Origin of the sequence: Alcaligenes sp. YSL9 (assembly GCF_030515105.1) — a bacterium.
Lineage (GTDB): Bacteria > Pseudomonadota > Gammaproteobacteria > Burkholderiales > Burkholderiaceae_B > Alcaligenes > Alcaligenes phenolicus.
Map to the genome: position 1 here is coordinate 1,127,884 of NZ_JALXJU010000001.1, position 23,795 is coordinate 1,151,678.

The 23,795-nt window shown below is 57.3% G+C and carries 24 protein-coding genes, 2 tRNA genes and 1 riboswitch; of the genes, 19 read left to right on the forward strand and 7 right to left on the reverse strand.

The window, feature by feature from the left end; all coding sequences use genetic code 11:
* Positions 1 to 173 precede the first annotated feature (173 nt).
* The 7 genes from M2Q46_RS05260 to M2Q46_RS05290 all read left to right on the forward strand — a co-directional run bounded on the left by M2Q46_RS05260 (position 174) and on the right by M2Q46_RS05290 (position 6,424).
* Positions 174 to 857 (forward strand): amino acid ABC transporter permease, encoded by a 684-nt coding sequence (locus tag M2Q46_RS05260; RefSeq protein ID WP_302356871.1) that lies wholly within the window; start codon positions 174 to 176, stop codon positions 855 to 857.
* Positions 858 to 860: 3 nt separating this feature from the next.
* On the forward strand, positions 861 to 1,529 hold the full coding sequence (locus tag M2Q46_RS05265) for an amino acid ABC transporter permease (RefSeq protein ID WP_251196161.1): 669 nt from the start codon (positions 861 to 863) through the stop codon (positions 1,527 to 1,529).
* Positions 1,530 to 1,552: 23 nt separating this feature from the next.
* Entirely contained in the window at positions 1,553 to 2,281 is a 729-nt protein-coding gene (locus M2Q46_RS05270; RefSeq protein ID WP_035272361.1) for an amino acid ABC transporter ATP-binding protein, read from the forward strand.
* Positions 2,282 to 2,327: 46 nt separating this feature from the next.
* Positions 2,328 to 3,128 (forward strand): transporter substrate-binding domain-containing protein, encoded by an 801-nt coding sequence (locus M2Q46_RS05275; protein WP_137430244.1) that lies wholly within the window; start codon positions 2,328 to 2,330, stop codon positions 3,126 to 3,128.
* A gap of 124 nt (positions 3,129 to 3,252) precedes the next feature.
* Entirely contained in the window at positions 3,253 to 3,792 is a 540-nt protein-coding gene (locus M2Q46_RS05280) for a VOC family protein (RefSeq protein ID WP_268380020.1), read from the forward strand.
* Between the two features lie 12 nt (positions 3,793 to 3,804).
* Entirely contained in the window at positions 3,805 to 5,079 is a 1,275-nt protein-coding gene (locus tag M2Q46_RS05285) for a RuBisCO large subunit C-terminal-like domain-containing protein (protein ID WP_268380022.1), read from the forward strand.
* Between the two features lie 13 nt (positions 5,080 to 5,092).
* The gene (locus M2Q46_RS05290; RefSeq protein ID WP_226348360.1) at positions 5,093 to 6,424 is read left to right on the forward strand and encodes a four-carbon acid sugar kinase family protein; all 1,332 of its coding nucleotides are present in this window, start codon (positions 5,093 to 5,095) and stop codon (positions 6,422 to 6,424) included.
* A gap of 145 nt (positions 6,425 to 6,569) precedes the next feature.
* On the opposite strand, the gene M2Q46_RS05295 is transcribed toward M2Q46_RS05290, so the two are convergent.
* A tRNA-Leu gene (locus M2Q46_RS05295) sits at positions 6,570 to 6,654 on the reverse strand.
* A gap of 153 nt (positions 6,655 to 6,807) precedes the next feature.
* Positions 6,808 to 6,901: riboswitch (SAM-I-IV-variant riboswitch) on the forward strand.
* 117 nt (positions 6,902 to 7,018) lie between these two features.
* Here M2Q46_RS05295 and M2Q46_RS05300 point away from each other — a divergent pair.
* Positions 7,019 to 7,363, forward strand: a complete 345-nt coding sequence (locus M2Q46_RS05300; RefSeq protein ID WP_035272353.1) for a hypothetical protein — start codon at positions 7,019 to 7,021, stop codon at positions 7,361 to 7,363.
* Here the strand turns inward: M2Q46_RS05300 and M2Q46_RS05305 are convergent.
* Positions 7,360 to 8,160, reverse strand: a complete 801-nt coding sequence (locus tag M2Q46_RS05305; RefSeq protein ID WP_060185223.1) for a siderophore-interacting protein — start codon at positions 8,158 to 8,160, stop codon at positions 7,360 to 7,362. The two genes, M2Q46_RS05300 and M2Q46_RS05305, sit on opposite strands and share 4 nt — an antisense overlap.
* Before the next feature lie 2 nt (positions 8,161 to 8,162).
* The gene (locus M2Q46_RS05310) at positions 8,163 to 8,735 is read right to left on the reverse strand and encodes a PadR family transcriptional regulator (protein WP_022983141.1); all 573 of its coding nucleotides are present in this window, start codon (positions 8,733 to 8,735) and stop codon (positions 8,163 to 8,165) included.
* Positions 8,736 to 8,897: 162 nt separating this feature from the next.
* Between M2Q46_RS05310 and M2Q46_RS05315 the strand changes: the two genes are divergently transcribed.
* Positions 8,898 to 8,982, forward strand: a tRNA-Leu gene (locus tag M2Q46_RS05315).
* A 331-nt stretch (positions 8,983 to 9,313) separates the two neighbouring features.
* Here the strand turns inward: M2Q46_RS05315 and M2Q46_RS05320 are convergent.
* A complete protein-coding gene (locus tag M2Q46_RS05320) occupies positions 9,314 to 10,387 on the reverse strand; it encodes an NAD(P)/FAD-dependent oxidoreductase (RefSeq protein WP_302356872.1) in 1,074 nt (357 codons plus the stop codon).
* 211 nt (positions 10,388 to 10,598) lie between these two features.
* The gene (locus tag M2Q46_RS05325) at positions 10,599 to 11,279 is read right to left on the reverse strand and encodes an A24 family peptidase (protein WP_321387000.1); all 681 of its coding nucleotides are present in this window, start codon (positions 11,277 to 11,279) and stop codon (positions 10,599 to 10,601) included.
* 224 nt (positions 11,280 to 11,503) lie between these two features.
* On the opposite strand from M2Q46_RS05325, the gene M2Q46_RS05330 reads away from it, so the two are divergent.
* Positions 11,504 to 13,537, forward strand: coding sequence for a DUF4139 domain-containing protein (locus tag M2Q46_RS05330; RefSeq protein WP_302356873.1), 2,034 nt, complete (start codon positions 11,504 to 11,506; stop codon positions 13,535 to 13,537).
* Positions 13,538 to 13,545: 8 nt separating this feature from the next.
* Here the strand turns inward: M2Q46_RS05330 and M2Q46_RS05335 are convergent, their stop codons facing one another.
* Positions 13,546 to 14,421: a LysR substrate-binding domain-containing protein gene (locus M2Q46_RS05335; RefSeq protein WP_083053390.1), complete on the reverse strand. Its 876-nt coding sequence runs from the start codon at positions 14,419 to 14,421 to the stop codon at positions 13,546 to 13,548.
* A 140-nt stretch (positions 14,422 to 14,561) separates the two neighbouring features.
* Between M2Q46_RS05335 and M2Q46_RS05340 the strand changes: the two genes are divergently transcribed.
* From M2Q46_RS05340 to M2Q46_RS05365, 6 genes are all read left to right on the forward strand, one after another.
* Positions 14,562 to 15,638 (forward strand): putative 2-aminoethylphosphonate ABC transporter ATP-binding protein, encoded by a 1,077-nt coding sequence (locus M2Q46_RS05340; protein ID WP_035272334.1) that lies wholly within the window; start codon positions 14,562 to 14,564, stop codon positions 15,636 to 15,638.
* Entirely contained in the window at positions 15,625 to 17,433 is a 1,809-nt protein-coding gene (locus M2Q46_RS05345) for a putative 2-aminoethylphosphonate ABC transporter permease subunit (RefSeq protein WP_137430238.1), read from the forward strand. Before M2Q46_RS05340 ends, M2Q46_RS05345 begins: the two co-directional genes overlap by 14 nt.
* 46 nt (positions 17,434 to 17,479) lie before the next feature.
* Positions 17,480 to 18,310, forward strand: coding sequence for a phosphonoacetaldehyde hydrolase (phnX, locus tag M2Q46_RS05350; RefSeq protein WP_302356874.1), 831 nt, complete (start codon positions 17,480 to 17,482; stop codon positions 18,308 to 18,310).
* A 37-nt stretch (positions 18,311 to 18,347) separates the two neighbouring features.
* Positions 18,348 to 19,367, forward strand: a complete 1,020-nt coding sequence (locus M2Q46_RS05355) for a putative 2-aminoethylphosphonate ABC transporter substrate-binding protein (protein ID WP_035272329.1) — start codon at positions 18,348 to 18,350, stop codon at positions 19,365 to 19,367.
* Complete coding sequence (locus M2Q46_RS05360) at positions 19,367 to 20,497, forward strand: TIGR03364 family FAD-dependent oxidoreductase (protein WP_302356875.1); 1,131 nt, start codon at positions 19,367 to 19,369, stop codon at positions 20,495 to 20,497. Before M2Q46_RS05355 ends, M2Q46_RS05360 begins: the two co-directional genes overlap by 1 nt.
* 325 nt (positions 20,498 to 20,822) lie before the next feature.
* On the forward strand, positions 20,823 to 21,365 hold the full coding sequence (locus M2Q46_RS05365; RefSeq protein WP_060185230.1) for a GNAT family N-acetyltransferase: 543 nt from the start codon (positions 20,823 to 20,825) through the stop codon (positions 21,363 to 21,365).
* A gap of 100 nt (positions 21,366 to 21,465) precedes the next feature.
* Here M2Q46_RS05365 and M2Q46_RS05370 read toward each other — a convergent pair whose 3' ends face one another.
* Positions 21,466 to 21,708 (reverse strand): hypothetical protein, encoded by a 243-nt coding sequence (locus M2Q46_RS05370; protein ID WP_223254053.1) that lies wholly within the window; start codon positions 21,706 to 21,708, stop codon positions 21,466 to 21,468.
* Between the two features lie 146 nt (positions 21,709 to 21,854).
* On the opposite strand from M2Q46_RS05370, the gene M2Q46_RS05375 reads away from it, so the two are divergent.
* The 3 genes from M2Q46_RS05375 (at position 21,855) to M2Q46_RS05385 (ending at position 23,555) form a co-directional block, all read left to right on the forward strand.
* Positions 21,855 to 22,517, forward strand: a complete 663-nt coding sequence (locus tag M2Q46_RS05375; protein WP_115633826.1) for a dienelactone hydrolase family protein — start codon at positions 21,855 to 21,857, stop codon at positions 22,515 to 22,517.
* A 6-nt stretch (positions 22,518 to 22,523) separates the two neighbouring features.
* A complete protein-coding gene (locus M2Q46_RS05380) occupies positions 22,524 to 22,748 on the forward strand; it encodes a DUF3820 family protein (protein ID WP_003799391.1) in 225 nt (74 codons plus the stop codon).
* 99 nt (positions 22,749 to 22,847) lie between these two features.
* A complete protein-coding gene (locus tag M2Q46_RS05385) occupies positions 22,848 to 23,555 on the forward strand; it encodes a glutathione binding-like protein (protein WP_009458889.1) in 708 nt (235 codons plus the stop codon).
* Positions 23,556 to 23,795: the final 240 nt, after the last annotated feature.

Here is a 23,795-nt window from a genome sequence, read left to right on the forward strand (position 1 = left end):
TGGATTGGCTGGACAGGCTTTAAGTGGCTTCTATACCATACAAAAAGGCTAGTGCAACAGCACAGCAAAAAACATCATAAAAACATGTAAACCATAGGGAGACAAGGCCTGCACCATTCGGGAGTCAGCACGCTCTGATTCTGTTTGATGACGTAGGTTCCACCCGTCCAGCCATGACTTATACCTTTGACTTTTCCAGCGTGCTGCTTCAGTGGCCGCAACTGCTGCAAGGGGCCTGGATGACAATCAAATTGTCCGTTCCGGCTACCGTGCTCGGTTTTATCGCCGGCACTCTTCTGGCCATTGGTCGTCGCAGTTCATCCCGCCTGATTGCCCGCCTTTGCGGTTTCTACGTGGAGATCATTCGCAATACGCCGCTGCTGGTACAGATCTTCCTGGTCTTTTTCGGTTTGGCCACCCTGGGCTGGAAAGTCAGTGCCTTTGGCGCAGCTCTGGCCGCTTTGGTCATCAATGTGGCGGCATATACCTGCGAGATCATGCGCGCCGGCATGGACTCCATTCACAAAGGACAGCTGGAAGCCGCCGAATGCCTGGGTCTGACTCGTGCCCAAACCTATTGGCATGTCATTTTGCTGCCTGCGCTGGAGCGTGTGTACCCGTCCTTGTGCAGCCAGTATGTGTTGCTGATGCTGGCATCCTCGGTGACCTCGCAGATTTCAGTGGAGGAGCTGACGGCCATGGCCAACCATATTCAGGCCGAGACCTTCCGCCCTTTCGAGGCCTACATTCTGGTTGCCGTCCTGTACCTGGCCCTGTCCTTGCTGATGCGACTGGTCCTGTGGCTAAGCGGACAGCTGGTTTTTTCTCGTCAGCGTGCGCTGCGCGGCCGGAGTTAAGCCATGTTCACAAGCGGATTCAATGCCAATCACCTGAACTTCCTGTTGGAAGGCGCTTTGTGGACGGTCTTACTGTCGCTGATTTCCTTTATTGGAGGTGGGTTAGGCGGTGCCCTGGTAGCCCTGGCCCGTATCAGCACATGGCGCCCCCTGCGCTATCTGGCCATTGCTTACATTCAGATCATTCAAGGCACTCCCTTGCTGGTGATTCTGTTCCTGTCTTATTTCGGACTCAGCATCATGGGACTGACCCTGCCGCCACTGGTAGCAGCTGGGCTGTCCATGACGATTTACGTCAGTGCCTACCTGGGTGAAATCTGGCGCGGGAGCATCCAGTCCGTGGCCCGAACCCAATGGGAAGCCGCTGAATGTCTGGCCCTATCCCGCTGGCAACGACTGTATCTGGTGATTCTGCCCCAGGCTGTGCGCATTGCCACACCGCCCACCGTGGGGTTCATGGTGCAAATTATCAAGAACACCTCGCTGGCGTCCATTGTGGGATTTGTGGAACTGGTGCGAGCCGGCCAGTTGATCAATAACTCGATCTTCCAGCCCTTCCTGATCTACGTGCTGATTGCAGCCCTGTATTTCGCCCTGTGCTATCCCTTGTCGGCCTGGAGCCGCCGCCTGGAGATGCGCCTGCATTTTGCCCATCGTCCGGTGCAGAAATAAGTTCGGATCGCCAAGGAGTTTTTATGTCTATCGTTGTTGAACTCAAAGACGTCTACAAAAGTTTTGGCAGCAATGCCGTCCTGAATGGCGTGTCCTTTGCCATTCCCAAAGGTCAGGTAACCGCCATTATCGGACGCAGCGGGTCAGGCAAAAGTACCGCCCTGCGCTGCATAGACCGGCTGGAGATCATTGATCGCGGCCAGATCGAAGTGTGCGGCCATCAAGTCCACGACCCGGATGTCTGCCTGCGCTCGCTGCGGACCGATGTTGGCATCGTCTTCCAGAGCTACAACCTGTTCCCGCATTTAACAGTAGAACGCAACATCATGCTGGCTCCGCAAGTCGTTCGTGGCCGCAGCCGTGAAGAGGCTCGCGCCATTTGCCGACGCACCCTGGAGCAAGTGGGGCTGTCCGACAAGGCCCAGGCCTATCCGGAACAGTTATCAGGTGGTCAGCAACAGCGCGTTGCCATCGCCCGCTCCCTGGCCATGGAACCCAAAGTCATGCTGTTTGACGAGGTGACCTCTGCGCTGGACCCGCAACTGACCGGCGAAGTTTTGCGTGTCATTGAAAGCCTGGCGGCCGATGGCATGACCATGGTCCTGGTCACACACGAAATGGAGTTTGCTGCCCGCGTAGCCGATGTGGTGATTTTCATGCACCAGGGGCGTGTCTGGGAAACCGGCCCCGGCGACATGCTGCGCAATCCCCAAACCCCGGAGCTGCAAGCCTTTCTGGCTCACGGTCTGTAAAGATTCTTCCCTAGCACCATAACAATATCCTGACGGAGACTGCACCATGACACTCTCGACCCTCCTGCGTGCCACCATCCTGGCCCTGGGCCTGACTGGCTTGTCCGCCGCTGCCAGCGCCAATGCGCTGGACGACATCAAGGCCGCCAAAAAGATCCGCGTCGGTATCGACCTGGGCGCACCCTTTTATGGCTATATCGACGACAAAATGCAGGCTGTAGGCTCGGATGTGGAAGCCGCCCGCTTGCTGGCCCAGGATCTGGGCGTAGAACTGGAAATCGTGCAGACCACCAACTCCGCCCGCATTCCCAATCTGCTGTCCAACAAGGCCGATTTGATTATCTCTTCACTGTCGATTACGCCTGAACGTGCCAAGGCCGTGGACTTTTCCATTCCCTACGGTGCTATTCAAGCAGCCGTTGGCGCTCCCAAAGATGTGGACATCAAGGGCATGGAAGATCTGGTAGGCAAGCGTGTCGCCGTAACCCGTGGCGGCCCTCAGGACAAGCTCATCAGTGAGCGGGCACCACAAGCCAATCTGGTGCGCTTTGATGATGAGGCTGCCTCGATTACCGCCGCTGCCAGCGGTCAGACCGACATTGTGGCGATCACGCCACCCATTATCAAAGCCATTGCCGACCGCAATCCCTCGCGCCCCTTCGAGGTCAAGTTCGTGATCGAGTCCTACAAGCTGGGCATTGCCATGCGCCAGAACGAGCCTGAACTGAAAGGCTGGGTGGACGAATGGATCAAGACCAATCTGCAGAACGGTAAGCTCAATGAAATCCATCTGAAATATGCCGGTGTGCCTATCCCCGACGAAATCGTCCAGGGCGCTGGCCAGTAATTCTTAGCCGGGCCACAAGCCCGGCCTCTCTCCCTATTGATAACCCTCCGACGGCAGCGCTCCAAGTCTGCCGCGGGACTGGCTGCGCCTTCGCTCAGCTGATTTACCCCTTCAGGAATTATGTATGAGTACCTTATTTGGTGAAATCCGCCAGCTTGGCTATGTGGTGCGGGATATCGAAGCCGCCATGGACTACTGGAGTCGCCAACTGGGTGTAGGCCCCTGGTACTACAACCCCAAAGTCGGCATCAAGAATTACCAGTACCGAGGCGAATCCTACGAGCCGCATAACTCGGTCGCCCTGGCCAATTCCGGTTTTGTGCAAGTAGAACTGATTCAATGCCGCAACGATGTTCCTTCGATGTACCGGGACTTTCTGCAAGCCGGCCAGCTGGGTTTGCAACACGTCGCCTACTGGACAGAAAACTACGATGCGGACCTGCAACGCGCGCTGGACCATGGCTTGAACGTTGTCATGAGCGGCGAGGTTGGCGAGCGCGGCCGTTTTTGCTATTTCGATACCCAGTTTCATCCCGGTGCCGTCATTGAGCTATCCGAGGTGGCGGGCCCCAAAGGCAAGATGTTCTCCATGATCCGTGCCGCCTCCGAGCACTGGGACGGCCAGGACCCCGTACGTCCCTTCCCTGATCTGAGCACGCTATAGGTCGTACACAGCATGAGCACTGACACTTTTCTGGCCCGTTACCTGATCGAAACTCCCCTGCCGTCCGAGCAGGTTGCCGAGGTAATCGCTGGCGAACAGTCCTGCGGCACATTTACCCGTGTTGCAGGGGAAACCGAAGAGCTGCGCAAGCGTGCACGAGCGACAGTCGAACGCGTGCAACGGCTGGAGAGCGTCGCGCAGCCCAGCTTATCCAATGCCTTGCTGGAACGAAGGGGCATCTCTGGACCCTATCAGCGAGCCTTGGTCGATATACGGTTTCCTATCGCCAACATCGGCGCCAATCTACCCACACTGGCTGCATGCGTTACAGGCAACCTGTTTGATCTGGGCGAGGTAACGGGCCTGCGGTTGGAAGCGCTGGAGTTGCCCGCTTCCTATCGCCGCCAGTTCGAGATGCCTGCTGTTGGTATCGACGGCACCCGCTCCCGTACCGGCGTTGTCCGCAACGCCATGGTTGGCACCATCATCAAACCCAGCGTGGGCTTGCGTACTGACGACGTGGTACAGCTGGTGCGAACCTTGTGCAATGCCGGAGTAGATTTCATCAAGGACGATGAAGTCTGCGCTGACCCGACCCACTCGCCTTTGCATGAGCGCATTCCCGCTGTCATGGAAGTGATCCGCGCTCATGAAGAGCGCAGCGGCAAGCATGTAATGTTTGCTTTCAACATTACCGACGAAACCGATGCCATGAAACGCCACGCCGATCTGGTCGAGCGCGAAGGCGGCAGTTGCGTCATGGTCAGCCAGAACTGGGTAGGCTATTCCGCGCTGCAAACTCTGCGCCGTCATACCGGCCTGGCCTTGCATGCACATCGCAATGGCTACGGAGCCTTGTCGCGTCACCCTTTGCTGGGAATTTCTGTCAGTGCCTATCAAACCCTGTGGCGTCTGGCCGGAGCAGACCATATTCACGTACACGGACTGCAGGGGAAATTTGCACAAGCCGATCAGGAAGTGCGTGAAGCCATTGGGCAGTGTCTGCATCGTCTGGACGACCAGCACGATGATCGCGTCCTTCCCGTGGTGTCTTCCGGACAATGGGCGGGAACCGTGGAAGCAACTTGGCAGGCCGCAAACAGTACTGATGTGCTGTTCATGGCAGGTGGCGGCATTCTGGCTCACCCGGCCGGAGCGCATGCAGGAGTGCTGAGTCTGCAACAGGCCTGGCAAGCAGCAGATCAGGGAATCAGCGTGCAAGAACAGGCCAGAACCTGCAATGAGCTGGCCCAGGCGCTGGAGTTTTTTGGCCCGAAAATGGCCTGACCGGAAATACCTCATGACTGTATTACGCCCCGAATATGTCTGGTATGGCGACGACTTCACCGGAGCCAGCGATACCTTGGCGACCTTAAGCCAGAGCGGAGTACGTGCCATCCTGCTCTTGCAAGCCCCCAGCCCCCATCACCTGAAAAGGCTGCAAGGACTGGAAGCCATAGGGCTGGCGGGGGCGACCCGCTCGCTGGATTGCGAGCAAATCCGCAACAGCTTGAAGGGCGTCACCCCTTTTCTGGCCTCCATGCAGCCCAAGCTATTGCATTACAAGATTTGCTCAACCTTCGATAGCAGCCCTGAAATCGGCAATATTGCGATCGCTTTGGAGTGCTTGCGCCCGCTGGCTCAGGTCGCTGTCAGCCCTGTACTGGGGGGACAAATCAATCTGGGACGCTACTGCGTTTTTGCCACCCTGTTCGCGCAGGCTGGACAAGACGGACAGGTCTACCGGATTGATCGACACCCTACGATGGGATCACACCCTGTCACGCCCATGCACGAAGCAGATTTACTGCTTCATCTGCAAGCACAGGGGTTAAAAAACGTGTTCTCTCTGCCGTGGACCGAATATCAGAAGACGGACTACGAAGTGAACAAGCAAAGCAAACAATGGCAAGAGCAAGCTGCAGAACACGGGCATCAGCATCCTCTGCTGGACATTGCTTGTGAGGCCGATATTGCACAGGCTGGTGCGCTGCTTAAAGTGCTCAGCCAAAACGGAACCGTGTTAACTGCCGGCTCCAGCAGCGTGGCACAAGCTTATTTAAGCCAACGGCCTGATACTTTCGCCCAACCCGTTACGGGACTACACGCCAGTACACAGCCGGTGCTGATTCTGGTGGGAAGTCAGTCGCCCATCACTGCACAGCAGGTCGCCCGTTGCCAGCAAGCAGACATCTTTGAGCTTGACCCGTACGAACTGCATCACAGCCCAAGCTATGTCACCAAGCTGCACGCAACGGTCATTAACAATGTGCGCAAAGGACGTCATACCTTGCTGCAAACAAAGCCTGCAAACCAGGGCCCAAGCCGCCCCACCCTGCCTACACAACTCGTGGCAGAAGACAGCGCGCAGTTTTTACGTCATCTGGTCAAACAGTTGCGGTTAGAGCACCGTTTGTCACGCCTCTGTATCGCGGGCGGCGACACGTCCAGCTTGAGCACCCAGGCATTGGGTATTTGGGGCCTGAGTTATCTGGACTTAGTCAGCCCAGGCGTAGCCGCCTGCATCTGCCATGGGGACGATGAGATTGATGGGCTGGAGCTGGTGCTTAAAGGTGGGCAAATGGGGCCAGCGGATTTCTTCGATCGGGTGATTGAAGGCACATCGTACTGAGACGGATCGCAACAGCGTATACAGCCCCCGTCAGATCGGTATACCCGACCTTTCTCATCCTCAAAAAGGCGGCTCCCCCCAGTTTTTTGGACACACAAAACAAAAAGCCGATCATCTTGCGATGATCGGCTTTTTGAGGAATTTGTGGTGCCCAGGAGAGGACTCGAACCTCCACACCCGAAGGCACATGGACCTGAACCATGCGCGTCTACCAATTCCGCCACCTGGGCTCTGACTGCTGGATTTGTTTTTCAACTCGTCTCTGCAAGACAGAAGAGAACTATAACATGATTTTGAAAGAGTGCAAACTATTTCTGCTTTTTTTCATGCCTGACAGAAATAAGCGCAGCCCTTGCACTTCATAAGAATCGCTTTTATGCTTATTGCTATATCAAGAGTTGGGGCAACCCATGCCAACCTGTGTACCCGCACAAGGTGGATTCAAGATATGGCCATCTGGCAATCAATGGGATCATCAAGACACGAACCCGCTGCCAGCGGGTTTTTTTATGCTTGGTTGTTTCCAGGCAAAGGGTCCTTTAATCCAACTTGCTCACCCGGAAGTCCCTTCCAAGAGCTAAACAGGAGTGTTTCATGTCTGCACCGTTTTGCTATCACCTGACTTTAGAGCAGCACCACTACCGCATTGTCCTGCACCCCGGTTGTTCCCGGCTGGCCGTCGTGTGCGAAGTGCATGCTGACAAGGTCGGAGATTACGAGCCACGCTGGCTGGGTTCCAGTTGTCGCGGTGGCTATTGGGCCCGCTTCCAGCACGATATTGACAGCACCTTGTTGCTGAACATGGATGCCATTGCCCGCCTGATTGACGAACACCGTCTGGCTCATCCCAATACGGTGCTGGATACAGATTTACAGCCCGTGTTGAACGTGGGCGGACGCTTGCGCGCCCAGCCCTACCCTCAGCAAAAAGCCGCTTAGTCCAAGCGTGGGGCGTCGTCGCCCTGATCGCCTTGACGCCAGTAGCTGCTGGCCCGAATCGCGCCTTTATCCAGGCCGCGTTCTTGCACCCAGTACTCACGCAGGCTTTGAGCGATGGAATATTCTGCGGCGACCCACACATAGCCGGTGCCGCTCAACTCGGGTGCGGCACGCAATGCGTCCAGAATGCCATTCAAACCGGCCAGCGAAGGAATCCAGTTCACCGTGACATGGTCCGGTGCCTCCATCGCACCGACTGTCAGCAGATTACGTGCCAATACGTAAACCTGCACCTTCACATTGGAAGGCAGTTCTTTCACTCGTCGCGCCATGGCAGGCACAGCGGTTTCGTCGCCAATCAGAACTTGCCAATCCAGGTCCTTGCTGACCAGGAAGGAGCCACGCGGGCCGGCCACACCCAGCTTGTCGCCCTCTTTAGCTTGCATGGCCCATTGGCATGCAGGGCCTTCACCGTGGACCACAAAATCAATATCCATCTCCTTTTCCTGCTCGCGGAACTCGCGAGGAGTGTAGTCGCGGATAGGTGGCTTTTCCTGACCGGCGGCAAAGACCATGCCACGCTCGCCCATTTGAGGCAGTCGCAATTCTTTAGTGACAGGGTCCGGGAAAATCAGTTTGACGTGGTCATCAAAACCAGGGGTATAAAAACCTTCCAGATCCGAGCCTTCCAGGGTGATGCGCACCATATCAGGCCCCAGTTCGCGCCGCTTTTTTACGGTCAGCAAACGCAACTTCAAGGTATGAGCAACTTTCTGCGTTAATTGTTCAGACTGCATTCTTAAGACTCCTTGGGCAAGTTCCGTATGTCAGCAATGGCTTTTTCCAAAATGGCCACCACCTCTGCCTGTCGTTCCAGACTGGCTGTCGATTGTTCAAACATGGCCTGCTTCAGGCTGTGGCGTACCTGGACAAACTCCGGCAACCAACCTGTTTGTTCCTGCGCGGCCTTCAAATCCTCGTCGCTATTGTGTTCGGCCAGCATCTGCCGTATCCACACCAGCTTGCGCCCGCGATAGGTCAGGGACTGCATCAGGTAATCGCACTTTTCTTTTTGCTCTTCCAGATACGTGTGCCCTTCCTTGGTCAGGCTGTACATCTTGCGACGGCCTTCTTCTTCAATCAGCACCCAGCCTTGCGTGGCGCAATACGCCAGGGCGGGATAGACCGCACCAGCGCTGGGTACATAGCTGTTCTGGCTAAGCTGCGCGAAACGGCGTATCAACTGATAACCGTGAGTACTGCCCTCTTTGAGCAGGGCCATCAGCATGAGCTGCATGGCCCGAGCAGAGTATTTTCGGCCTTGGCCCATATCCAGCAGCATCCGCTCGACATCCATCGTGTTGAATTTCATGTCCATACTCTTATGCTATATCACATGACACACTATAATGATAATGAGAATGCCAATCAACTAGAAATTGAAATTAAATTTATTGAGTGAAAAATGCTTGCTTTCCCAAGGAAACTCACTCTATAATTGAATGCTTGAGACGGGCAGCAGCCTTGATCAAAAGCCCAGGTGGCGGAATTGGTAGACGCGCATGGTTCAGGTCCATGTGCCTTCGGGTGTGGAGGTTCGAGTCCTCTCCTGGGCACCACAAATTCCTCAAAAAGCCGATCATCACAAGATGATCGGCTTTTTGTTTTTTCCGTCTGAAAGCAAGCAGCTTGAACCCCTGTTTGAAGACGAGGAAGTCAGATACGTAGATCCAATCAGTGTTGATATGACCGGGGCTCTCTTCCAGCGGTACGACCTTCCGAAAAATCAAACTCCTTTTGGACTGAAGGCAGACGTATTCAAAACACCTCCCTGACTTACCGAAGAACAATCAGCCATAAAAAAAGCCGAAACAGCATGAGCACTGTTTCGGCTTTTTTGATTCTGGCGGTCTTACAGCAAGCTATTTCGTTGTCCCGCCCTCTTTACCATCACTCCAAGGCGCGATGACGACGCTGCCAGAAAGGCTGCGCCGCGTAGCGTTGCTCCATGCCATACAGAGCATGTTGCGAATTCAGGTGACGCACCAAACCCAACAAATAGTCCTTTTCGTAAGCACGCGCCGGCTCGGGATTGCCTTTTGTCAGAGCTACAGCAGCCTGTGCCGATTGTGATCCGCTCCACAAGGCCGTTGCCAGGCCATTGGCGGCCAGGGGGTCCATGGCCGCGCCTGCATCTCCAGCACGCAAGATACGACCTTCAAGGAAGTAAGACACCGTGCAGCTGGCAGCAGCGCTGACTTTAGGAGTGTGAGAAGCCATCTGACTATCCAAGCCCAGGCTTTCCATACGCACTCGTGCCGCATCGGCACAGCCCAGCAAACCGGCCCAGACCGAACCATCTCGACTCAAACCATCGGGCAAAAGATCCGAGTCCGAAAACAAGGCCACCATCAAGCGATGACCCGGCATGGGGGACAAGTACCACCACCCCAACTCGACGGCTTCTACCAGGGAAGCAGCCAAGGGTTCTGCCCCTTCAGGCAGGTCAAAGACGTGCCAGGCAGCGACCAGTCTATCCAGACGATGACGCTGGGCGGCCGCTCCGGCGGACAAGGCTGCACGACCAGTACAGTCGATTAAAGCAGCAGCTTCCAGGCTGGTACCGTCTGCCAGCCTGGCAACCACACCTTCAGGCTGGTGCTCCAGGCCCAGAACTCGTGTCTGGCGAATACTGACCTTCGCTTCTTTTTGCACGCGCTCAAACAACGCCTGCTCCAGACGGGCCTTGTCCAGCAGGTAGCCCTGCCCGTCTTCATCCTGCACGGTGCGCAATCCTGCGCTACCCCATACCGAAAAACGCCCTTGTGAACGCAAGGCCACCGTCTCATCCAGACAGCCTGCCCAGCCCAGGCTGGTCAAGACCACGGCCCCGCGTTCGGACAAGGTCTCACCAAACGAGGGCTGGGGCTCCTGAGGAGCCACCAGCGTTACTTCCTGACCTTGCATACTCAGGCGACGCGCCGCCGCTAAGCCCGCCACACCGGCGCCAACAACAATAATCATGCCTTCATCCTCAGGTTCCCGTCTGCTTTGTCAGCGGGACAATGTCCATGGAACCGCGTTGTACTTCCACATACAGCTCGGGCGGAACTCCCGCCAGCCCGACTGGCCCCGGACGTTTTACCACGACTCCCATACGAGTCCAAACTTTTGCTGTGGCAGCGCGGACAAGGCCTGCACAGCCTGTTTAATTGTGGAAAAAACGAATCATGTTTTACAAAATGCGCGGCAAGGAAAACAGCATGACCCAGCCTCCCAGGACCAGATACGGACCAAAGTGAATGGCCTGCCCGGCTTGCAAACGCCCACCAAGGCGCAAGACCAGAGCCGCCAGCAAGCCCAATACCGATGCCGCCAGAAGAATTCCCGGCAAGGCGGTGGCCCCCAGCCACGCTCCCAACGCGGCCAGCAATTTGAAGTCGCCATAGCCCATGCCTGCACGCCCGGTCAGCAACAAGAACACATGGTTTAACAGCCACAGCAAGCTGTAGCCCAATGCCGCGCCAATCACCGCCAAGGGCAAGCTGCTAAAGGTGTGATCCAGATTGACCAGCAAGCCCAGCCACAGCAAGGGCAAGGTGAGACGATCAGGTAGATAGCCGGTTTCCGCGTCAATCCAGGCCAAGAGAGCAGTACCGGCGATAAACACACAGGCCGCCACTGCTGCAGGCGTCAACTGCCAGCGCCAACCGGCCCATAACATCAGGACCAGGGCCAGACTCTGGCATACCCATCCCCATTGACGATGAGCACGCGGCGAACGCCCGTCCAACTCAGGCTCCAGCTCTACAGGCAGGCTCCAGGACAGGTGTCGGGCTGGCCAGAAAAAACAGACCGCCAAGATCAGAGCAACTCCCATCCCCGCCCAGGCATTGCCCCACGACGTCCACATCATATTGATCCTTCACCAGATTGATAAACGCGCGCTGGCACAAGCCACGCTGCCCAAATCCTAGCAGAGCCTTGCATGCTTTTGATGACGTAAGTATTTTTTGCTCCAGGTAGAGAAAGCCGGACGGTGGCATTTTTTTGTTACCCGAATGACAGACAGAGCCCCACAAGGCTAGGCATAATGCGCTTCAACCCTTTGTTTCGCTTACGGATGAATAAGGAAGCGCTATGAACCACTTTGTGCCCCACGCTGCGCGTACGCCTCGCCTGCGCTTTTTGACCGGCGCCTTGCTCCTGGTCTGGATGGGCTCGGCAGCCAGCACCGCCTGGGCCCAGCAGATCGAGTCCATTACCTTATCCAGTGCCGGTATGGCCGAGATCGAGCGACAAATCCCCGTCTCTGACACCGGTACCGCTCAGTTGCGTGTGCCCCTGACCCAGGTCGATGACATTCTGAAAACCCTGATGGCCGTCGATGGCAAGAACCGCATCGACTCCCTGACCTTGTCGGGTCTGGCCCCACTGAAAGAAAGCTTTGACAGCCTGCCCTTCTCGGCCAAAGACCTGCGCTCGCCCGCCACCCTGGCACAAGCGTTGCGCGGCCAGCAAGTCAGCGCCAGCTCGCAAGGCCGCCTGGTACGGGGTGCCGTCCTGGGGGTGCAAGCTACTGCGGCCACCAAGGAACATCCCGCCCAGGCCATCTTGAGCGTGCTGACAGAACAGGGCCAGATCCAGACCCTGGAATTGGGCCCGGACACCAGCCTGGAAGTACTGGACAAGACCTTGCAACAGCAATTGCAGCAGGCCACCGAAGTGCTGGCCGGTCAAAGCAATCAGCAGTCGCGTGATATTCAACTGGTCTTGAACAAGACCGACACCAAGACAGCCCGCCTGTCCTACCTGATTCCTGCACCGGTATGGAAAAGCTCCTATCGCCTGATGATGCAGGACGGCAAAGCCCGCCTGCAGGCCTGGGCCATTTTTGAGAACACCAGCGGTGAGGACTGGAAAGATGTGAAGGTCACGCTAAGCTCGGGCTCGCCTGTGATGCTGCGCCAGCGTCTGCTGGAGCGTTACTGGAACGAGCGCCCTGAACTGCCGGTGGCGGTAGGCAGCTCCATCGCGCCGCAAGCTGACACCCAGGCTACTGTCAGCGCAAATCACGCCCGCAAAGCAGCAGGTGAGGCCATGCGTGCTCGCATGGCTCCAGCCGCACCCGCTCCCATCATGATGGAAAGCGCCGCCTATGCGGCCGATGGCAACATGGCCAAACAGTGGGCTTCGGGCGGCGCTGGCGCCAGCACCCAGGCACAGGAAGGTCAGACTCAAGTGCGCTTTAGCCTGCCACAAACGCTAAGCGTACCCACCGGCCAGACGGTTTCGGTGCCCTTTATCGACACATCGCTGCAGGCCGAGTCCCTCTCGGTTTACCGCAGCGGCCAAGCTGGCGACTATCCCACAGCCGCCATTTGGGTGAAGAACGAACAGGCCAATAGCCTGCCGCCCGGCATTATTACCGTCTTTAATGAACAGGACGGTCACGTGGGTGATGCAGAGCTGGCCGGTCTGCCTGCTGGCGAGCAGCGTTTGATCTACTTTGCCCAAGACAGCAAAGTTCAAATCCGCGAAGAGCAAACGGATGAATACCGCCTGAGCAAAACCCGTGTGACTGATGGCGTTGCCCGTTCGGAATGGACGCGCTTGCAGAACTTCCGCTACGAGATCAAGGCTCCGGCCGATGAAGATCGCACGGTGCTGATCCAGTTGCCTCGTCAGGATGGCTGGTCCTTCAAGTCCGACGCCCATGACAGCGATACCGCCCAGGAGCACCGCCTGAAAGTGAAAGTTGCCAAGGGCAAGACGGTCACCGTCACGGCCCAGCTGAGCCTGCAAGACCATATGGAATTGCGCCTGGAAGAAATCGACGAGAACATGCTGCTGCAGTGGCGTGGAAACGGCCAGGACAGCGCGCAACAAGCCAGGATGGACAAGCTGATCGAGCTGCGTCGTCAGCTGAGTCAGGCCCAGCAAGCGCAGAATCAGGCCGTTGAGACCCTGAACGAAACCGTGGCTGAACAGGAGCGCATCCGCGCCAACCTGGCTGCCGTCAGTGCACAAAGCACCTTGGGTCAGCGTTTCAGCGAGCAACTGGCCCAGCAGGAAGACCTGATTGCCAGCCAGCGCAAAGCCGTTCAGGAACAGCGCGACGCTGTCCAGAAGGCCCGTCAGGCTTTTGAGAAAGGTCTGGCCGAACTGGCTTGATCCTGGCCTTATGCCGGTGCAGGCAGCTCGGCCTGCACCTGCTCCAGAAACGCGCGTATGGCATGGCCCTGCGCGCGTTCTTTCAAGCAATACACAAACTCGCTCAAATGAGCCGAGACATCACTGAGTGGCACACTGATAATGTCCGGATGCGCAGGCACTTCACGCAAGGGCAGCAAACTGGCCCCCATGCCGCACACCACTCCCCACCCTATCGCCTCCCGGCTCCCTATCTCCAGCAACTGCGTCGGCTCCTGCCCCGCCTGCCGGAACACTTGATAGCATAGCTCCCGTGTCATGGACCCGGGCTCACGCATCAGAATGGGATGGCGGCACAGGTCCACAATACGCACACGCTGCCGGTTAGCCAAAGGATGATCCACTCGCAGCACGGCCACCAAGGGATCAGAAGCCAGCAGCAGACGCACCAGACGCGGATCATCAACCAGCGCCGAGGACGCAATCACATCAAGTTGATAGTCATGCAAGGCACTCAAGACCCGTTGCGAATTATCAATGCTCAAACGCATCTTCACGCCGGGATAAGCCTGATGGAAATTCCGTAATACAGCCATGATGTAATACGGCCCGGTCGCGCCCACTCGCAACATGCCACTTTTCAGATCGCGCAGATCACGCAAACTGAAATCGATCTGGGCAGCTTGCTGCATCAGTTGCTCGACTTGGGGCAAGAGGCGTTCCCCTTGCTGGCTTAAGTACACCCCCTTGCCTTGCCTATAGAACAGCTCCACGCCATAGCGGGTTTCCAGCTGTCGCAGATGCGAGGTCACGGTGGGCTGGCTGATCCCCAATTGCTGGGCAGCCTTGGTAATGGAGCCACAATGAGCCGTGGCGTGAAAGGACTTCAGTTCCAGAGCCAGCATGCTGCCGCTCTCCTCGGGGAAGAATCAAAGCCCAAATTATCCGATGCTCGTATTACAGAAATTAGTTGTACTGTCATAGTGCCGCCATATCCGACTCCCATACTGACGTTCATGACATTCATGACAAGTCGGAACCCAGGATGAGCGCCAAGCCCGCATTTTTAACCATACAAGGACTGCACAAGCAGTTCGGCTCCTTTACCGCCCTGGACCAGGTCAGCCTGGATATACAAGCCGGTGAACTGGTGTGTTTGCTGGGCCCCTCGGGCTGTGGCAAAACCACCTTGCTGCGATGCATTGCCGGGCTGCAACAAGCCGATCAAGGCATCATAGTGATGGCGGGCCGTGACATTACTCACCTGCCCCCTCAACAGCGTGATTACGGCATCCTGTTTCAGTCCTACGCCCTGTTCCCCAACCTGACCGTGGCCCAGAATATTGCCTACGGCCTGTCGCCCCGCAAGAACCTGGCCACCCAAGTGCGTCAACGCGTCTCCGAGATGCTGGATCTGGTCGGCCTGTCCGGTTCGGAAAACAAGTACCCGGCACAACTGTCGGGCGGTCAGCAGCAGCGTGTGGCCCTGGCTCGTGCACTGGCCCCCTCACCCTCCTTGCTCTTGCTGGACGAACCCATGTCGGCGCTGGATGCCCAGGTGCGCGAGCGGCTGCGTATCGAGCTGCGTGCGCTGCAAAAGCAACTGTCCATCACCACCTTGATGGTGACGCACGATCAGGAAGAAGCCATGGTCATGGCGGACCGTATCGCCGTGATGGAAAAAGGCCGACTGGTGCAATTTGATCGCCCCCAGGCTTTGTACCGAGCCCCCTCTGATCCCTTTGTGGCGGGCTTTATCGGTGAAGCCAACTGGCTGCCCTTTACGCCCTTGCACGATTGCTCGGTGCTGGTCGAGCGCGTTCGTCTGGACTTGGGTCAGGAAGCGCCTACTGCAGCAGGACGTCTTTTCATCCGCCCTGAAAACATTCGGGTACTGGATAACAGCAGCCCGGCCACCACGACCAATACCTTTTTGGCCGACATCGTGGACGGCGTGTTTTTGGGCCGTCACTACAAGCTGATTCTGCGCCCCGAAGGCATGGACGGGCTCACTGTCCAGGCCATCGTCAACCCCGAACAAGGGGATCGCTTGCTTGACCCCTTGGCCGCACGTCGCTGCCGCATTCAGCTTCCCAGCGAGGCGCTGCATGCCCACCATTGATTCCACACCACAGCCTGGCGCGGCGTCCCTGCGCTCCACCAGCCTGTATGGCCTGCCCGTTGCTGAAACTAGCGTGAAGAACCATCCCCTGACCCGTCCCGTTTTGCCTGTCTGGATAGGCTCGGCGGCACGACGCGCCTTATTGATTGCCCTGTTTGCCCTGCTGGTCCTGTTCCTGGCCCTGCCCATGCTGTTCATCTTGCTGCGCGCCATTCAGGACGGCGACGGGCAACTGGTGGGTTTGGGTCAGTTCTGGTCGGTGATCAGCGCCCCGGGCTTCATGCCCATGGTGGGCCGCAGCATTCTGGTGGGCGTGACCACCTTGCTGATCGTGATCCCCGTTGCCTACGCGTTCGCCTTTGCCCTGCAACGCTGCTGCATACGCGGTGCCGGACTATTTCGTGCGCTGGGCCTTTTGCCCTTGCTGGCCCCATCGCTGATGCCAGGCCTGTCCCTGATCTACCTGTTTGGCAACCAAGGTTTGCTGCGTCACTGGTTGGGCGGTGAAACGATTTATGGTTTCTGGGGCATTGTGCTGGGCGAAGCCTTCTACACCTTCCCCCACGCCCTGATGATTCTCAGTACCGGTCTTGCCCTGGCCGATGCTCGTCTGTATGACGCTGCCCGCGCCATGGGTGCCAACTCCTGGCGTCGCTTCCTGACGGTAACCCTGCCCGCCAGCCGCTATGCCGTTTTTTCCGCCGCATGCCTGGTCTTTACTCTGACCGTCACCGACTTTGGTGTGCCCAAAGTGGTGGGCGGTTCCTACAACGTGCTGGCCATGGAAGCCTATAAAGCCGTTGTCGGTCAGTTGCAGTTTTCCAAAGGCGCGGCCATTGGCGTGCTGCTGCTGATTCCCGCTGTGCTGACCTTCTTTCTGGACCGTCATCTGCGTGCTCGTGCCAGCGGTCAGGCTCAAGGCTCGCTCAGTGCCTACTCGCCTCTGCCACACCGTCAGCGCGACCGTTACTTCACTCTCGTTCTGGTACTGGTATCCCTGGCCATTCTGAGCATTGTGGGCATGGCGGTCTGGGCGTCCCTGATCAAGTTCTGGCCTTACAACCTGAGCCTGTCCCTGAAGTCCTACGACTTCAACAATATGGACGGTGGCGGCTGGCTGGCCTGGCGCAACAGCCTGACCATGGCCTTGTTTACCGCCATTCTGGGTTCGGCCCTGATCTTTCTGGGCGCCTGGGTGCTGGAGAAACTGCCTGCCCGTGGTCAGTCCGAAAAAGGCTTGTACGGCGTGCTGCAAATGCTGGCGCTGGCCCCCATGGCCATTCCTGGTCTGGTGCTGGGTCTGGGCTACATCTTCTTTTTCAACCACCCCAACAATCCCTTGTCCGGCCTGTACGGCTCCATGAGCTTGCTGGTCCTGTGTACGGTAATTCACCTGTACACCAGTGCCCATCTGAACTTTGTGACGGCCCTGAAAGCCATTCCTGGCGAGCTGGAAGCCGCTGCCGCCTCCCTGAAGGCTCCGCGTCTGTCCACCTTGATGGGTGTCACCGTGCCGCTGTGCCTGCCTGCCTTGCTGTCGGTGGCGCGCTACCTGTTCGTCTCGGCCATGACCACCGTGTCTGCCGTCGTGTTTCTGTACAGCCCGCAAACCGTGCTGGCCTCGGTAGCGGTCATGAATATGGACGACGCCGGCTTTATCGGCCCGGCCGCCGCCATGTGCACGGTCATCATGCTCAGCTCCGGCTTTGTCTGCGTCCTGGTTCATGCTCTGAGCCGCGCTTCCTTGCGCCGCAGCCAGGCCTGGCGCTCCCCTTCTTCTCTTTCTCCAACCTGACAGGACCGCAATGTCATCCCCAACTTGCGCGAATACATCGCTTGATATGCCAAATCACCAGACTCCACGCCTTGAAGCCCTGATTTTTGACTGGGCCGGCACACTGGTGGATTTTGGATCCTTTGCTCCCACCCAGATTCTGGTTGAAGCCTTCAAGTGCTTTGATCTGAATCTGAACCTGGACCAGGCCCGCAGCGCGATGGGCATCGGTAAATGGGATCACATCAAGGCCATGCTGGAGTTGCCTGAAGTGCACGCCCAGTTTGTGGCCCTGCATGAGCGCGAACCCGATGACAGCGATGTAGACCGTATCTACAACACCTTCCTGCCCATGCAGAACGAACGCGTGGGCGAGTTCTCCGCCGCCATTCCCGGTGCCCGCGAAACCTTGTCCTGGGCGCGCCGCCAAGGCCTGAAAATCGGCTCCTGCTCCGGCTACCCGCGTCTGGTTCTGGACAACCTGCTGCAACACGCTCACCGCCAACAAGTACTGGTGGACTACCACGTCGCCTTTGACGAAGTCCCGCAAGCACGCCCCTGGCCTGCCATGGCCCTGGAAAACGTCATTCGTCTGGAAATCAGGAATGTCGGTGCCTGCGTGAAGATTGACGACACCCCGGTCGGCATTGAAGAAGGCCGCAATGCCGGTATGTGGACGGTAGGTTTGCTGCTGTCAGGCAATGCCGCCGGACTGACCGAACTGGAATTTCTGGCTCTGGACGAAGAAAGCCGCCAAACCCTGCGTGATCGCGCCGCAGCCACCTTCGCCGACGCCCAACCGCATTACCTGATCGACACCGTTGCCCAACTGCCTGCCGTGGTTGAACAAATCACCGAGCGGATGGCCCAGGGCGAATGCCCTGGCGACTCTCTCTAACCCCACCCCCCTTTTGCTGTCACAAGGACACTTCTCCATGAAAACCATTGTTCTGAGCTCCTTGGCTGCCGCTTTGATGGGCGCCGCTTCCCTGGCTCAAGCCGCTACGACCCTGACCGTCTACACCGCGCTGGAAGCCGATCAGCTCAAGGCTTACCAGGCTGCTTTCGAGAAAAAGAACCCCGATATCAAGATCCAGTGGGTACGTGACTCCACGGGCATCATTACCGCCAAACTGCTGGCTGAAAAGAACAACCCCAAGGCTGACGCTGTCTGGGGTCTGGCCGGCTCCTCGCTGGGCTTGATGGCCAGCCAGAACATGCTGCAGCCTTACGCCCCGCAGGGTCTGGACAAGATCGACGCCAAAATGCGCGATCAAAACAACCCACCCAGCTGGGTTGGCATGGACGGTTTTGCCGCCGCCCTGTGCGTGAACACCGTTGAGCTGGAAAAGAACAAGCTGCCCATGCCCACATCCTGGGAAGATCTGACCAAGCCCGAGTACGCTGGCAAGATCGTCATGCCGAATCCCGCTTCTTCGGGCACCGGCTTTCTGGACGTAAGCGCCTGGCTGCAACTGTTTGGTGAAGAAAAAGGCTGGACCTTCATGGACGGTCTGCACAAGAACATTGGTGCCTACACCCACTCCGGCTCCAAGCCTTGCAATATGGCTGCCGCTGGCGAATACACGATTGGCGTGTCCTTTGACTACCGTGGCGCTCGCCTGAAAGAAGAAGGCGCTCCGCTGGAACTGGTGTTCCCCAAAGAAGGCCTGGGCTGGGAAATTGAAGCCGCTGCCATCATGAAAGGCACCAAGAACCTGGAAGCCGCGCAGAAACTGGCTGACTTCTCCGCCAGCGAAGAAGCCAACCACTTGTACAAGACCAACTTTGCCGTGCTGGCCATCCCTTCTATCGCCACGGCCAACCCGCACCTGCCAGCAGACCTGAACCAGCGTCTGATTGACAACAACTTCGTCTGGGCCGCTGAAAACCGCGAGCGCATCATCGAAGAGTGGACCAAACGTTACGACGGTAAATCGGAAGCCAAGAAGTAATGAGCACACAACACTACGATGTCATCGTGGTGGGGGGCGGCATCCTGGGCATGGCACATGCCTGGGCGGCTGCCAGCCGCAAGCTTAGCGTGGCTGTGCTCGAGCGCAGCCACCAGGCCCAAGGCGCCACCATACGTAATTTTGGTCAGGTACTGGTGACCGGTCAGGCGCCGGGCATCATGATGGAACTGGCACGCCAAAGCCGAGGTCTGTGGCTGGATCTGGCGGCACAAGCGGGCTTTCATGTGCGCAGCAATGGCTCGCTGGTCCTGGCACGCAATCACCTGGAACTGGAACTGCTGGAAGACTTTGCCCAAGGCCGTGCCAAGGACGAAGGCGTGGCCTGCCAGATGCTCAGCGGCAAGGAACTGGCGACACTCTTTGAAGGCCGTCTGGGGCATCACCACGGCGCGCTGCAAGGTCTGGATGATTTGCAGATCTACTCGCGCGACGCCCTGCCCGCCATTACCAGCAGCCTGCAAGCCATGGGCGTGGATGTGTATACCCAAGCGCATGTGCACTATGCTCAAGAGGGGCAGGTACACAGCAGCGTGGGCAACTTCACCGCCAACAGCATTTTTGTGTGCCCTGGTCACGACTACAGCAGCCTGCATCGCGAACTGCTCGATACCGTCAAGCCGTCGGTGACACGTCTGCAAATGCTGAAAGTGCGTGCACAGGACGCAGGCTGGGCATTGGACCGACCTTTGCTGACAGGTTTGTCCTGCCTGCACTATGGTGCCTTTAGCGATCTGCCGTTGGCAGACACACTGCGCGAGCAAGTACAGCAACGTCATGGCGTCCTGCTGGATCAAGGCATTCATTTGCTGATTAGCCCCACCCCGGACGGGGATCTGATTATTGGTGACTCGCACGACTACGGCCAGCAAGCCAGCCCCTTCAACCAGGAAGAAACAGACCAGTACTTGCTGGCTCTGGCAGAAACCGTGCTGGGTTGCCCGGTGCAGGTGCTGCAACGCTGGCAAGGGGTATACGGTGCAAAGGGCCCGGCTCCATTTTCTGTCTTGCAGGCCGATGGCAGTACGCAAGTGACGGTTATGCACACGGGCTTGGGGATGACCACGGGTCTGGCCATTGGTGAACGCAATATCGCCGCTCGCTACGATTGATTGCTGGACATGGGTGCGTAGGCAAGCAGATCAGCCTTGACCTAGGCAGCAAGAGTGCAAAAAACGCGCAGCCTGGGCTGCGCGTTTTTCTTTTCCTGAGGCGTAGGTCTGGATGCCAGAATCCATGGCCTCAAACCAGGGGGAATCACGACATTTTCTTAATGGGAATTTCCCATGAGAAACCCAATAGAGTGGAATAAAATACGCCACACGATAGGCCAGAGCGAGCGCTCTTGAGCTGTAGCCATCCATACACCCGGACCGCCAAGTACCTCGTCGCGATTGGCGACGAAGCCCTGGTCTTCCCCCTGACAGGAAAGGATCAATGAAAGACAGCGAAAGCGGCTTGCGTTTTATAGACTGCAATGAAGAGCAGCATGCAGCCGCTATTTTGGCGATTCTGAACGACGCCATCGTGAACTCCACCGCGCTATACGACTATGTGCCACGCCCGCCCGAAGCCATGGTGAGCTGGTTTGCCACCAAACGCGCCAACGGCTTTCCCGTGGTCGGCGTCATTGACGATGCAGGAACGTTGATGGGCTTTGCCAGCTGGGGCACCTTCCGCGCCTTTCCCGCCTACAAATACACCATGGAACACAGTGTCTATGTGCACCCGGAGCACCGCGGCAAAGGGCTGGGCAAGATTCTGATGCAAGAGCTGATCACGCGTGCCCGTCTGGCCAATGTGCATACCCTGGTAGGCTGTATTGATGCCAGCAATGCGGGCAGTATCCATCTGCATCAAAGCCTGGGCTTCACCCATGCGGGCACCTTCAAGGAAGTGGGGTTCAAATTTGGCCGCTGGCTGGATGTCGCCTTCTACTTGCTGACGCTGGATACGCCTGCCGAGCCAGTCGACGGCTGAAGCCCCCCTCCACGCTACGCCTTGGGGCGGCCCGGCGACAAAAAAAACCATCGCAGGCAGCACGCCGCGATGGTTTTTCATCAAACCGTTTGCTCCTGACTCAGGCGCTGGCTTTCGGCTTTTCGTAGCACACGGCAAAGGCGATCAGGCCCAGCACGATGCTGAAAATGCCCACACCGACTGCCACCCCAGCCACCAGACCCAAACCTACTGCAATAAACACGCCGGGAAAGGCGTAGTTTCGCAACCAGGAAGGTTTCTTGGGAACAAGAAATAGCCCTAAAAACAAGAACCAGGGCATCACAATCGTCCAGAACAGACTGTCCATTAGCACGTCACGCATCATTATTCCATTGAAGTAGGAGGGGCTTGGGCGAGAGCCAGACACCCCTGCCGTTCTGGGTGGATTGTAAACGTCCTGAGGCTGGCCTCCCAGTATGGGCGACTGTTATAAGAGAGAATTATTGTTTTACAGCTAAAGGACACGCCATGAGTACGCTTAGCTTGACCAGCGCAGACCAGCACCGTTTCAAAGCCTATGTCGCAGGCGATGAACAGGCCGAACGCGGCTTGATCGTGTTGCAGGAAATTTTTGGTGTCAATCAACACATACGCAACACCTGCGAACGCTTTGCCGAGCAAGGCTACCGTGTCCTGTCTCCCGCCCTGTTCGACCGGCAAGAGAAAAATGTAGAGCTGGGCTATACCGCCGAGGACGTGCAAGCAGGTCTGGCACTGCGCAACGGCATTGCGCTTGATAAGACCCTGCTGGATATTCAGGCCTGCGTGGACGCCTTGGGTTCGCGCAAGATTGGTATTGTCGGCTATTGCTGGGGTGGCTCCTTGAGCTGGCTGGCCGCCTGCCGCTTGCAAGGCCTGAAAGCCGCCAGTTGCTGGTATGGTTCGCAAATTGCCCAGAACGCCCAGGAACAGCCCAGGATTCCAGTTCAAATGCATTTTGGTGCCCAGGATCACTCCATCCCTGCCAGCGCCATTCAGACCATTAAAGACGCGCAAAAGGATGTGGCCATTTACGTGTACGAACCTGCCGGGCATGGTTTTGGCTGCGATCATCGCCCCGATTTTCACGAAGCGTCCTACAAACTGGCTCAGGAACGTACACTAGCTTTCTTTGCCGACCATCTACGTTAAGCCCCCATGCTTGAATCCAGCGACGACCTGCTTGCCCTGTTAAATACCACCATGCCTTACGGCAAATACAAAGGTCGCTTGCTGGCCGACCTGCCGGGACATTATCTGAACTGGTTTGCCCGTGAAGGCTTTCCTTCCGGGCGGCTAGGGCAGCTACTGGCCCTGATGCACGAGCTGGATCACAATGGCCTGAAATCCTTGCTGGACCCCTTGCGCCCGCGCAGCCGCTAAGCGGAACAAATACCTTACTGGGGAGCGGGCTGCGACGGTATGTCACCGTACAGCTTGCTACTATCAAGACTTCCTCTACACCCCATTGTGAAGGACGTCATGACAATCGATCTCTCCGCATTCCCCATCACCGGCAAATGGCCGGCTCAGCACCCCGAACGCCTGCAACTGTATTCCTTGCCCACTCCAAATGGGGTCAAGGTATCCATCATGCTGGAAGAAATTGGCCTGCCTTACGAGCCGCATCTGGTCAGCTTTGAGCGCAACGATCAGCTCAGCCCGGAATTTATTTCGCTCAGCAGCAACAACAAGATCCCGGCAATTCTGGACCCCAATGGCCCCGGCAATAAACCGCTGGCCTTGTTCGAGTCCGGTGCCATCCTGATCTACCTGGCAGAAAAAACCGGCCAGTTGCTCTCTGCAGACCCGGCCCAACGCTATGAAACCCTGCAATGGCTGATGTTCCAGATGGGTGGCGTAGGCCCCATGTTTGGTCAGTTGGGTTTCTTCCACAAATTTGCTGGCAAGGACTTTGAAGACAAGCGCCCCCGCGACCGCTATGTCAACGAATCCAAGCGCTTGCTGGGTGTGATCGACAAGCATCTGGATGGCAAGGACTGGATGGTGGGCAACAGCTACTCCATCGCCGATATTGCCCTGTTCCCCTGGATTGCCAACCTGATCGGTTTTTACGGCGCAGGCGAGCTTGTGGAGTACGAGCAGTTCAAGAATGTGGCCCGTGTTCTGGCCCAGTTTCAGGCCCGCCCGGCAGTACAACGCGGCTTGAACATTCCTGCCCGTGATTGATGGATAAGCAGCGCCAATCAATGCTTATAAGCCAATTTGCAATAGCCCTGCTATCAAACTGGTCTTTTTTGTTTCGCTTGACGCCAGTCCGTACAATTGGCCTCCTAAACAAGCTGCGCAAGCGGTACTATTCCGTTTGCCCGGCTTGCTCGTCAATCAAAAAACCAGTCTGCTCATAGAGCGGATACAGGCAAATCCACCAGCCTGATGAGCAAGCCTTCAAAGCCCTGGATTCTTTCC